Annotated in this window: 11 protein-coding genes; 4 read left to right on the forward strand and 7 right to left on the reverse strand. The window is 53.2% G+C overall.

Annotated features, from left to right (window positions below; all coding sequences use genetic code 11):
• Both DC28_RS16770 and DC28_RS16950 read left to right on the forward strand, forming a co-directional pair.
• Positions 1-190, forward strand: a 190-nt coding sequence (locus tag DC28_RS16770) for a hypothetical protein (RefSeq protein WP_052078868.1), incomplete at its 5' end; no start/stop codon positions are given.
• Complete coding sequence (locus DC28_RS16950) at positions 160-393, forward strand: transposase (RefSeq protein WP_408020236.1); 234 nt, start codon at positions 160-162, stop codon at positions 391-393. The genes DC28_RS16770 and DC28_RS16950, both read left to right, overlap by 31 nt.
• 206 nt (positions 394-599) lie before the next feature.
• On the opposite strand, the gene DC28_RS12535 is transcribed toward DC28_RS16950, so the two are convergent.
• The 7 genes from DC28_RS12535 to DC28_RS12560 form a co-directional block, all read right to left on the reverse strand.
• Entirely contained in the window at positions 600-1,784 is a 1,185-nt protein-coding gene (locus DC28_RS12535) for a Wadjet anti-phage system protein JetD domain-containing protein (RefSeq protein WP_037549268.1), read from the reverse strand.
• Positions 1,781-5,026, reverse strand: coding sequence for an ATP-binding protein (locus DC28_RS12540; protein ID WP_342585335.1), 3,246 nt, complete (start codon positions 5,024-5,026; stop codon positions 1,781-1,783). Before DC28_RS12540 ends, DC28_RS12535 begins: the two co-directional genes overlap by 4 nt.
• Before the next feature lie 125 nt (positions 5,027-5,151).
• Positions 5,152-5,736, reverse strand: coding sequence for a DUF4194 domain-containing protein (locus tag DC28_RS12545; RefSeq protein ID WP_037549270.1), 585 nt, complete (start codon positions 5,734-5,736; stop codon positions 5,152-5,154).
• Between the two features lie 181 nt (positions 5,737-5,917).
• Positions 5,918-7,375, reverse strand: coding sequence for a DUF3375 domain-containing protein (locus DC28_RS12550; RefSeq protein ID WP_081942189.1), 1,458 nt, complete (start codon positions 7,373-7,375; stop codon positions 5,918-5,920).
• Between the two features lie 224 nt (positions 7,376-7,599).
• On the reverse strand, positions 7,600-7,875 hold the full coding sequence (locus tag DC28_RS16475; protein ID WP_156104686.1) for a hypothetical protein: 276 nt from the start codon (positions 7,873-7,875) through the stop codon (positions 7,600-7,602).
• A gap of 6 nt (positions 7,876-7,881) precedes the next feature.
• The gene (locus DC28_RS12555; RefSeq protein WP_156104687.1) at positions 7,882-8,175 is read right to left on the reverse strand and encodes a helix-turn-helix domain-containing protein; all 294 of its coding nucleotides are present in this window, start codon (positions 8,173-8,175) and stop codon (positions 7,882-7,884) included.
• Entirely contained in the window at positions 8,168-8,401 is a 234-nt protein-coding gene (locus DC28_RS12560; protein WP_052078870.1) for a type II toxin-antitoxin system RelE/ParE family toxin, read from the reverse strand. Before DC28_RS12560 ends, DC28_RS12555 begins: the two co-directional genes overlap by 8 nt.
• 183 nt (positions 8,402-8,584) lie before the next feature.
• Between DC28_RS12560 and DC28_RS15835 the strand changes: the two genes are divergently transcribed.
• Positions 8,585-10,801 (forward strand): ATP-binding protein, encoded by a 2,217-nt coding sequence (locus DC28_RS15835; protein ID WP_052078871.1) that lies wholly within the window; start codon positions 8,585-8,587, stop codon positions 10,799-10,801.
• A 65-nt stretch (positions 10,802-10,866) separates the two neighbouring features.
• On the forward strand, positions 10,867-12,069 hold the full coding sequence (locus DC28_RS12570; protein ID WP_037545877.1) for an IS256 family transposase: 1,203 nt from the start codon (positions 10,867-10,869) through the stop codon (positions 12,067-12,069).
• The last annotated feature ends 2 nt before the right edge of the window (positions 12,070-12,071 follow it).

Here is a 12,071-nt window from a genome sequence, read left to right on the forward strand (position 1 = left end):
TGAAGACATCCAGGGGGGAGGCAAGGACAGCATCACAAAGACAATCGGTACCTTCATGAATCTGGCCATGAAGTTGGAACAGGAGAAGGCCTTGGACCAAAAAACATGGCAAAAGCTACCTCGGTTATACGTGCAGCTGGCCCCGGGTTGGCAAGAATTATGCACAAAGGGAAACGCGGATTGGCCGTGACCGAAGATCAAACTGCTGAGAACAAACTCTGGTCCAAAACCCGGGCGCGTGTCGAGCATGTCTTTGCCTATAAGAAGTACACCCTAAATTTCAGACTGATCAGGAGAATAGGATTACAACGTGCTGATTTTGAAATTGGGTTAGGGAATTTGGTTTATCATATTCAACGATTCTGCTTTCTTATCAGGCAACCGGTGAGATAAAAGAGTCTGATACAAAGTTATGGGATGTAAGATCCCCAAATTTGAGAATGTTGAGAGGAAACTCTCAGATAAAAACCGAAGATTTTTCTGACTTGCTGAAGAATCTGCCTACATGCTTGGGTTTCCAGAGGTGCCCCATTATGAATAAGCTGTGCCCCCATGGAGTGCCAAACCTGAGTTATCTGAGAAGTTCATCCTAGAAGGGACTACATTTCTTTCAGCGCCTCACATACAAGCCGCCACGGTACATACTCTTGTTCCAGACGCAGATGAGGAGCCAGGGCATTGGTACACAGATCGCGGTAGAGGTCCCGCTCTGGTGGGGTTAGGTTCGGGAGGTCGGCCTTGGTTTGTTTTGCCTCCCTGCCCCAAGAGGTTCCGCAGCGAAGCAGGGTTTGGCGATCCATTAACATGGATTCAGCCTGGGGAAAGGCCTGGCGGAACTGGTTTAAGATGGCAAACCCATGGGTATCAATATCTCCCCAGTAGAGCAACCGGCATTGACCCAGCCACTGGGCTTGGGAGAGGGCGGTAAAATCGTATCCCCGACCGAATACCACTATCGACCCAGGCAGAGCAGGAAAAGCCAGGGCAGAGATGTCGTTCTCGCAGACAAATACCCTGGAGACCGGCAGGGGCCTGGCAGCAAACTCCTGGGCGGGCACGGTAAGATCTTGCCAGCCCCCGGTGCAGGATAGAAGTGTTTGATCTAGAATCCTAAACCGAATCAGATCCGGAGGCTGGCGGAATCCGTAGCGGTGGATAAATCGGCGAACACCCCGCATATAGGGCGGTGCTGTATCGGCGGGAACACCGGAAGTACTAAGCCAGCTGTCCAGGATGGACCAGCGAGATTCAATAAACTTCGTATCGATGCCCGGCAGCGACAGTTCACGGAGGAACAACCCATTATCCGGATGGTCTTTTATCCATAGGTACAGTGTTACCAGCCTCTCAATATCCGGCTCCCACTGTAATACACCCAGACCGACCCTGGACACCCAGGGCTCAAGCTCCGGAGCCTGGGTTACCAGCTTCTTTGACAAGTCCAAAAATCGGCGCAACTCCTTGGTAACCCCCAAGAGTCCGGCCAGGGCGGTGATGTCGGCAAACACGAGAGATCGGGGAATGGTATTACGGCCGAGTTGACGGTGGTTAATGGTCTGCCAGGTCAGTTCAATACTCCCGGGTTTCTCCATAGCCGAGAGCTGGGCTATCCAGGCCTGGAGTGCGGGAAAATGGTCAACCATCTCCCGAGAGCTGGGACGAACCAGGGGTACATCCAGGGGAAACCGGGTCGGTGCCGAATCCAGGGGCAAAAACCTGCCTTGATCCCACTGTTTTCGAAGACGCTGGATGAGCTCCGCTTTGCCCGGCCATGGAATGGTCATGGCTTGGCTCCCCGATGCTCCGCCAGTTCCTGGCGGTATTCCTGGATGGTTAGGCTGCGGAGCTGGGATTCACGGCCGTCCTGATTGTAAACAAAACCCAGAGTGGACACATAGGGTTCAATCACATGGATCTTCTGCAGGGGTGTAATTATGAGAAGCTGCAAATTAAGTTCCCGAAACAGCCGCAGGCCGTAATCTGCTGATTCATCCGACCCTCGGCCGAAGGCCTCATCGATCATCACAAAACGAAAACTTCGGGATCGGATTTCGCCGAACTCCAGCCCGAACTGGTAGGCGAGGCTGGCAGCCAATACCGTGTAGGCCAGTTTTTCTTTTTGCCCGCCGGATTTACCCCCCGAATCGGTATAATGTTCGTACTCGGTGTTGTCCTGAATCCACCGTTCCGAAGCAGCAAAACTAAACCAATTCCGTACATCCGTAACCTTTTCGGTCCAGCGGCGATCCAGGTCGGTGCTGCCCTCCCTGCCCCGGAACCGGTCTATGATTGCTTTTACCTGGATGAATTTTTCCTCCGAATACTGATCATCTCCAGTACCGGTAAAGCTGCCTTCGATACAGCTCTTGAGTTCTTGGCGGAAAAGCCGTATTTCATTATCAGCGTTGGGTTGGGTTTCCAGCTGAATATACCGGTCCTTATTAAACTCAATAGCTGCCATGGATTGGTTTATCCGGTCGACCCGTTCACTGATAATCTGGGTCTCCTTTTTCAACTGGGCTTGAAAATTGGCAATCTCCCGGATGGCATTCTGGTTCAACAGCTCCTTAAAATGATTCTCAAACCGCGGCAAATCATCACGCTCCAGTTTTTCCAACATGCTTCGGTATTCTCCAGCAGATTCCAGAGAGGTGTCCAGGTCCCGGGTTTCGGCGGGGTATTCCCGGCGAAAATCCTGCATAGCACTGGCTATCTGGACCTCCAGGGTTCTCAGGCGCTGCTCTTCCGCATCAAGCTTTGCCTGAATCCACGTCCGAAATTTGCTCTGATAGTTGTCACAGCTTTCTACAGTCAGGGTGTGGTCTCCCAGGGCCTGAGTCCGGAGAGGATCAAGCTCCCTGTTAAGGGCTTCCAGGGTCTGGATATTCTCCCCGATAACCGAGCAGGTTTCCTGATACATTTCCTGGGCTACCTCTAACCGCTCTCTCAGCCGGGCAAGCCCATCACGGTGATCATACACTGCCTTCTCTTGGCTGCGGATTATCTGTTCAATGCGGGACAGCTGGGTTTGCAGGGTCTGTAAAATGTTGCTGGCCTGCTCCAGTGCCTGAATTTCCCGGCGGATCTGCTCCAGCCGTGCGGCTATAGGCTGCCAGTTAATATCATCGAACTGAGTAACGCCCTTCAATTGGTAAACCTGCGACCTTCGTTCCTCAATGCGGTGTTTCTCTGTCTGAAGTCCGGCAATGTCAGCGGCGATTTCCTGCATTCGGGTTTCTAAGCTCTGAGCCTGGGCTTGGAGGGTCTTGATTTTTGATTGATTCTGCCAACCCAGGACGTATCGGGACCGGTCATCCAGGGCATGCCGGTCGTCCTTCTCGTGGCGGTTTTGGTTGCCCTTTATCTGCCCAGCCCGAGTAATACCCCGGCTGGCCCGCCGAAGATCTTCCATGGTGTGGCAGCAGGTATAATCAAAGCGTTGTTCCAGCTGGGAGGAAACCCAAGCAGCCATGGTACTATCCTGTTTAACCTGCAGATGATTGATAAGGGAGTCCGGATCGACCGATGAGAGGTCGGACTCGACCCCCGATATGACCCGGTAGTACACAAGCTTGCCTCCCAGGTGAGTTTGATCCACCCACCCAGCTACTTGGGTATACACCCCATCAGGCACCAGCAAGGATAGGGCGAAACCATGTAAAAGCCGCTCGGCAGCGCCCTCCCACTGCCTGGATTCCTGGCGTACCATAATCAGCTCACCGGCGAAGGGCAGTTCGTCCTCAGAGAGTCCCAGAGCCTCACAAAGCTGTCTGCGGATGGCAATCTGCCGGGAATTAATGTTGCTCTTGCGCCCCTGAAGCGAGGCTATTTCTCTGGTCAGCTCCCCGTGAGTGGTTCTATGCCCCGTCAAGTCCACGCTCAGTTCGGTTATCCGGTTACCTACACTGGCCGCCTGGTTGTCCAGTTCAGCAAGAATCACATCGGCTTGGTGACGGTTTTCCAGAAAGCCCTCGGGGTTTTGGGCCTTCGGCAGTTCAAGGTGATTACAAAGCCCCCCGTATTCCTCCGCCCGGCCTAACCGGCGGCGCTTTTCCTGCTCCAAGGTCCCTTCTTCCTGCCCCAGGGCTGCTAAACGGTCGCCCCCCTTCTCAGAAATTGCCAGTTTTACCGAATCCCGTTCACCCCGGCTGAAATCCAGTTCTTCACTCAACCCCTGGAGTTTCAGTTCCTCCTTTTGGGTCTGCCGGGTAAGCCGATCGATCCGTTGGGATAGGAGGTCCCTCTTGATGCCGGCAAAGTAAAGAGCCAGGGCTTCCCGATGCCCTCGCCATTGCTCACTGTTCTGTCCGGCAACGGTATGTTTGTCTAGTTTCTCCACCATAGGGTGAAGTCGGCCAATCTGATCCTTGGCACGGAGTACTGCCTGATGCGCCCTATTCAAATCATCAAAATGAGTTATCAGCGCCTCAATCCTCGGCCCCACATCAAAGGCCTCCAGCATATGCTGACGGACAAAGGCGGTGAGGTTTCCCACAGACTTCATCGATACCGTCTGATGGAAGAGTTCCATGGCCTGTTCGCCCTGAAGACCGAAGCGCCGCCGGAAGGCGGCTCCATATCCGGTAAAGCTGTCAAATATGGGTTCAGTACGATCCAATGACCGGAGGTTCTTCCGCAGCTGGGAAAGGTCGCTGCCGAATCCCGAAAAGTGTTCCTGAATGGATAGACTCTGATCGGAAACCACATAGAACCGGGTTGGTTGGCCATTGGAATCCCTTTGATGAAAAACCTGGGCCAAGGCGACGGTTTGATCGTAGCCCTGATTGTAAAACACCCCTAGGATGACTGAATAGTTATTCCGCCCCCGCAGGGCTACAGGCTTGGCAGCGTAGCCGGTCTCGCTGCGCTCGGACTTGTAGTACCCGAGGACATAGGACCGCAGATCGCGCTCCCGGTGCTCGGCTCCTGCAGCCTTGTTGTAGGATATCCGGTTTGGCGCCACCAGAAGAGTTGTAATGGCATCCGCCAGGGTGGACTTTCCCGACCCAATGTCCCCGGTCAGCAGGGTGTTCCTGCCTTATAGGGGAAGGGTCCAGACCTTGTTATGAAAGGTACCCCAGTTATATACCTCGACCCGGTGTAATCGGAACCCGGCCAAGGTATCATCGGCAGTAAAATCTAACAGCGAGCTCATTCCTCCTCCCGGTCAAGGGCATGATCAGCGTATTCCCGCAGCCGTTCATCGAACTGGTTCATCCACTGGGCATCCACAAACGCTGAAAGAATACGCTTTATTTCCAGTTTAGTTTTTGCGGAGTCTATAAACCGAATGAATCCCAGGTCTGCGATTTTTGATAGAATGGAGGACATCCGGTCAATGGTACGGCTTTCAGTATTACCCTCAGGTAAAAAGGTGCGCAGCATTTCCACCACCTCATCGGTGCTCAAAATAAGCCGGTCCTCTCCAGTAGAGGAATCATGATCTGCCAAGCGCCGGCGCAGCAGCACCAGAGTCAGACTTACCGGATAGGAAAGCCGCCGCCGGGGTATAAGCCGGGGCAGGTTCTCGGTTTCCTGGTCATCTTCCCGGTTTTGCAGGAAGCCATACCCTGCCTGCTCGTCTACCACTACCTGGAGCCCTAGGAGGCTTACATAATCCTGTATTCTGCCCTGGTGCCGTACCAGCTCTTGCCACTGAGTCTGGTTGTCTTCACGGTACAGCACCCCCTTGAACAGGGATATGAGGAGGGGCGATAGGCTGTTGTGCTCCGTCATTTCAAGACTCCTTATTCTACCGGCATTCGGTCATCAATACCGGATGGTACACCCTTTTTATAGTGCGCAAAAGGTTGTAACTATCCACCCCGACGACACCACCCATGAGTAGAGTTCTCGGTTGCTCCGCTATATCTGGCGTAGTTTACAACCTTTTGCGCACTAAGCAACCTTATGTGCACTAGATAAATAGTACCAGGGGAATCTTGGCGGTACGCTGCCGACCCTGCCGATCCTGCCAAGAAACCTCCTCCACAGTCTCTTCATCTATATGAGCACGACCATCCTCTGCCGCCACAGAGAGATATCCGACCAACTCTGCCAGTCCTTCGGTTAGGGGGTGCCGGTGTATAATGACCCCAAGGGTTATTTGTGATTCACTCTCCAAGGCGGACTTGATGGTTCTGCGCAGCCGCGCCTTGTCTACTACAATCTGATCAAAGAGCGCAGAGGAATCCAGCTGCTCTAAATCGGCTTTCTGAATTAGGGTAGTGAGATCCGTAGATACAGGGGGCTGAAAGAGAGGTCGCTCCAACGGAAGCCGAACATCGGGTTTACTGTCCGGCAGCTCCATAAAATCACCCGGTGGAATCCTATGCCGCACCGTAAGGGCCAGGGCCTCGAGGTTCTCGTGAAGCTCGATGATCCGCCGATTCTCGTAGTAGGCCCGATCGTCCAGGTAGTTTCTCAACTGGCGACTGAGACGGGCTACGGTCCGCTGGGTCTGCTCGCCTGCAGCCATCCAGTCGAAATGTATACGCCGGAGCCGTGGATCGTTACGAGTTTCATCCTCCAAGGCTTCTAGGGAATACAACCGATCTAATAGTTCAGTGAGTTCATCCTGACTTGTTGGACTCATGAGAAAGTCCCAGAAGGACCGGAAGCTCCGGCCTTGGTCCGATTGGGTAATGGCATCGTGTTCGCCGAAGATGGTTTGGAGCATCTGGTGTTTCCCTCCGGTCCAGGCTGCGATTTGCTGACGGACATCCCGGTCTAGCTGACGGAAGTTGTGCTCCACCGCCCTGAAATCACCTAACAGCTCCCTTGCCATACGGTTAACCTGGAAATACCGTTCCCGAAGCGCCCTACCATCCATGAGTCTCAGGCTTCCGTTTTTTATGGAGTCTATTTCCGCTTTCAGGCTCCGGCGTTGCGCCTCAAGTTCTCGGATACGTTTATCCTTGTCGGTCTCTACCCCCGAGGAAATCTCCCGCAATAGCTGCACTATGGTTTGCAGCCGGCTCTCCGTTCCCACAAACCCCCTCTCGAAGAGGCTGTCAAGCCAACGAAGGGCTGTTTCGGTGGCGGGCGTAAGATCGTAGTGGGCTTCGTCGCTGCCCGGAGGGTAATACTTCCGCAGCCATCCCTTTTCAATGTGGGCCCAGTCGTCCAGGTATTCACCAGCTTTCCGGGGAAACGGATCTTGCTCCGGGTCTTGGTCAGAATAGTTGTCCCGCAGGGTGTAGAGATAGTCCTCCAAACGGGTGGTTAGTTCGGCCTCGGGTATACTTCTATGGTTTTGATCCCGAAAGGCAAGGTCCAAAAAACCGGCGATCAGGGGGGCAGAGTCTGCGGACATGAGCCGCCAAGCCGGGTGGTGTCTCCGCATGTTACGGAGGTCGAAGTAATCCAGGGGCATGGGTGTAGCCTATCCGGTATTTTCAAAGGGTGAAAGGGTAAAAGCTCTCTGATGGGGTATTCGCCCGGAATGTGAGTTAATGGTGTATTCCTTGTTTATCCCACAACCGGCTGCCCAGTACGGGATTCTTTGTGGGCAAAAGGTTGTAAACTACACCAGATATAGTAGTGCGACTGCGGCGATCATTAAAGTACGAGGACATCTACCTGACCTCGTTCGAAACCTTAGCTGAGCTTCAGCGGGAAGTGAACCGCTACTTCCAGTTTACAACACTTAACGGTTCCACCAGGAACTTGGTTATGCAACTCCAGAAATGATGCACCAGTCATTTGTATTGGAAGACCCCCTGCCGTTGGCTGGGTAGTATTATCGGTGGGAAGGAATTTTCTTAAATCTGCAGTATAACCTGTCTTGACAGTTAGGCCCACTTCGACGTTCTGCTCCCAGTCCTCAATAGGTGGATTGCTTATCCAAGATTCTATCAAAACTCTGTTTTGCAATTGGGCTCATCCTACTTTCTTTTTTATATGCACCTCAGGAACCGCACCCAATGCTTCAGCTACCTTTCTTAGGAATTTCAAGGATAGATTCTTATAATTCCCCGATTCTAAACGAGCGATTGCTGGTTGCGATGTTCCAACTTCCTTTGCTAATTCCGTCTGTGTGAGATTTTTTTCTTTTCTGAGTTCCATGACCTCCTTTGCCAGAATAAACTCTTCTTCTAATTTCTCATATTCTATTCGAACACTTTCATTTTTAAGAAGGTCCTTTTTATAAGTTTCATAGTTTGTGCTATCCATTTTTATCTCCTTTTAGAAAATTTTGTTTTAATTTTTCAGCTCGCTCAATTTCGAATCTGCTAGTTTTGTTAGTTTTCTTAACGTAACCAGAAGTAATTACATATATTTTCCCCGCTACTTGAAAATAAAACATCCGCACAATATTTGAGGATTGCTTGATTCTAAGCTCATATAAATCAAATCCGATCAATTTCTTTGCGGGATCGAGCAATCGTATTTCGTACATTCTGAATTATACCAAATATGGTATGTTTTTATCAATATCTTTTCCTGTGAAACACAATCTTATTCCCAACAGCTGTTTCCACTCGTCTCAAAGAATGCCTCAATTACTTCTATAGTGCGCAAAAGGTTGTACCGTTTGCGCACGGCATAAGCAATCACGCCCGTTCCGGGTTATTCTTATTATATGCAGCCTAGCGCCGTCTTGGTATTTGATCCCCATCAGACCCTCACCGACATTGTCGCCCGGCAAATGGACCGGGCCGGGCTTTCGGGCTCCATTACCACCGCTCAAAGCAAGGCCGAGTTCCTCGCCGAGGGCAGGAGGGTGGAACCCGATCTGATCATAACGGGGCGGGGGGAAACCTCCGAGGATGAACGGTCCCCGGGAGGCCTGGAGCCCCTCCGCTGGATTATAGCGGACTTTCCCCGGACCCCGATAATCCTTGCCGCCGAGTCGGTCTCTCCCGGTGAGCATGCTACCTTACTGGATCTGGGCATTACCGCAGTGGTTCTGCTTCTGGCCGAGGATCAGCTTGCCCTGAGCATGGGCAGCATTTTGAACCGGGCACATAACCGGAATGTCCAGGATCCCTGGGTGGTTCAGGCCCTTCAGCGGGCAGGAAGGCAGTGGCGAGCAACCTTCGACGCCATGGAGGACGGCATCTGCGTTGCCGATGTCCAGGGCCTCATTAGCCGGGCCAATACCGCCTTCCGGGCTATGGTGGATCTGCCCTGGGACCGGATCATCGGGAGGAATATCTTCAGCATTCTGCCGGGGCTTGGGCAGATTCTTGAGGCTCCCGGGCGGGACTATGGGGCAGCCGGACGGAGGGTGCCGGAGTTTCAGATCGCCCGGGGATGGTACCGGGGGCGCCGAACCCGGGGCCCCGGGGCCGATTCGGGGATCCATGAGGTTCTGTATATTTTTTCAGACATTACAGCGGAAAAGCAGATTCAGCTGGAGATCGCCATCCGGACCAAGTGGATTCAAACCATCAACCGGTTCTCCCGGGAGTCGGTGGGTCAGCTCAACCTGGATGATATGCTGGCAACGGCCTTCACCTACCTGGAGGCTAACTTCGACTTCCGCCTGGGGTGCATCTTCATGGGAAACGAGGCGGAGGATTACGTGGATGTCCTGGGCATTAGCCAGGTGGGACGGCCCATTGCCCAGGAATTAGGCATTACCCCGGGGCAGCGCTTTACCCAGAGCGCCTTTCCCCAGAGTTTACAGAACCGCCCGGACCGATCCGGGGAGATTTTATTCCTTGGCGAACCGACCCTGGAGAATTCATCCCGGATATGGAAACGCTTCAAAGAGATTCTGTCCCGGGCCGAGATTTCCTGGCTGGTTCGCATGCCCATCATCATGGCCAAGCGCTACCAGATGGTGCTGTACCTGGCCTATTCCCATGAGATCACCTTTGTAGAGGAGGAGTGGGACTTCCTTCGCACCCTGACGGAGTACATATCCGTGGCGGCTCGAAACCGCCAGCTCTACGAGGAGCTGCAGGAATCCTACACCGAACTGGACCGGATCAAGGACCTCACCGCCCGGCAGCAGCGTCTGGAGGCCCTGGGACAGATTGCCAGCGGCATTGCCCACGATATCAACAATACCCTGGTACCCATCTCCCTGTACGCCGAGGGGCTGGTGAACCCCGCCCTGGAGCTGCCCCCCAAGGCGGTGAACTATGCCCAGGCTATCCGCCGGGCGGTGGAGGATATTCAGGGGGTTACCTCCCGGCTGCGGACCTTCTACCGCACCGAGGAAAAAGCCGAACCCGAGCCCATCGATATTGCCGAACTCTTCTCCCAGGTTCTGGAACTTTCCAAGCCCAAATGGAAGAGCGGACCGAATCAGCACGGCCTGAACATCGAGGTTGCCACCCGGATCGCCGGGGACGTGCCGGGGTTCAGCGGCGTTCCCGGGGAACTCCGTGAGGCCCTGATGAACCTTATCTTTAACGCGGTGGATGCCATGCCCGCCGGCGGTGAAATCACCCTAGCCGCAAGAAGACAGGGCAGCACCGTCTTCATTGACGTCATCGACACCGGTATCGGTATGAACCATGAGCAGCTGGAGCATTGCCTGGAGCCCTTTTACACCACCAAGGGGGTACGGGGCACGGGCATGGGGCTGCCGGGGGTGTACGGCGTGGTTCAGCGCCACGGCGGGGGCATCGAGATGGATTCGACCCCGGGATCGGGCACCCGGGTTACCCTGGCCCTGCCCATAACCAAGGCGGCCCGCCCCAATACCCAGGTACTGAATCCCGGCAGCTGCACCGAGTCGCTGCGGATTCTTACCGTCGACGACGACCCCCGCAGCCGGGACGCCATGGCGGAACTGCTGCGCTTTGACGGCCACCGTTGGTGTACAATTCTTTCTGTAAATTAGGTTGAAGAAAGCAGGCCGATCAGGCTCAAATGGTAAGTGACGAAACAAACCATAAGGAGAGCCCGATGGCCTACCAATCAGAGTATACACTTTTAGAGCAAGTGATCCAAATGTTAGCCACCAAGGAAGACAGTAAATTTTCTAAGGTGATAGAAAAGGTAGTGAACGAAGCAATGAAACTTGAGCGAGCCAAAACCCTTCAGGCCGAACCCTATGAGCGGACCGAAGATCGAATGGGCTACGCCAACGGGTTTAAGAACAAAACCTTGGCTTTGGCTACCGGGAAGGTATTACTCAAGATACCTCAAGTCCGCGGACTGGAATTCTATCCCAGCTGTATCGAAAAGGGTATTCGGAGTGAACGAGCCTTAAAACTTGCGATAGCCGAGATGTACGTAAAAGGGGTCAGTACTAGACGGGTTTCAGATATCGTAGAAATCCTATGCGGCACCGAGGTGAGCTCCTCACAGGTAAGTCGATTGGCGAAGGAGCTGGATGAAGAGGCAACATCCTGGCGATCCTCGCCGGTAGGACAAATACAGTATCTCGTGCTCGACGCTACATATGAATCAGTGCGTGTAGGCTCGAAAGTGGTCAAACAGTCCCTACTGATGGCCATAGGCGTCGATTATGAAGGCAAACGTCAGATTTTGGGCACAGAAGTAGCCAATAGCGAAGCGGAGGTAAATTGGCGATCGTTTCTAGAAGGCCTGGTTCGTAGAGGGCTCCATGGTCTGACCATGATTACCAGTGATGACCATGCGGGTCTTCGAGCAGCTATCGATGCTGTGTTTCCTGGAATCTTGTGGCAACGGTGTCAATTTCACTTGCAGCAAAATGCTCGTGGTTACGTGACAAGGAAAGACGATGTCCCGGCGGTAGCGGCGGAAATCCGCAAGGTTTTCAATGCCCCAGATGAACAGAACGCCGAAAGGTACTTGCAGAGCCTGGTAGAAAAGTATGAGAAGACCCAGCCCCGTCTTGCCCAGTGGGCTGATGAAAATCTCCGGGAGGGATTAAGCGTATTTCATATCCCGGAAAACCACAGGAGGAAGTTACGAACCTCAAATTTGGCTGAACGTCAAATGAAAGAAATAAAAAGGCGAACAAAGGTCGTAGGCGTATTCCCTAATGCCGATAGTTTGCTTCGCCTTGCGGCGGCCATGCTGATCGAACAGAACGATCAATGGCAGAATGAAAAACGGTACTTACCCGAGTCTAATGATCGCCCTGCTTTTAAAGAAATTTACAGAAAAAAGGTTGCTTAATC

It is taken from the genome of Spirochaeta lutea, from assembly GCF_000758165.1.
GTDB classification, from domain to species: Bacteria; Spirochaetota; Spirochaetia; order DSM-27196; family Salinispiraceae; genus Spirochaeta_D; species Spirochaeta_D lutea.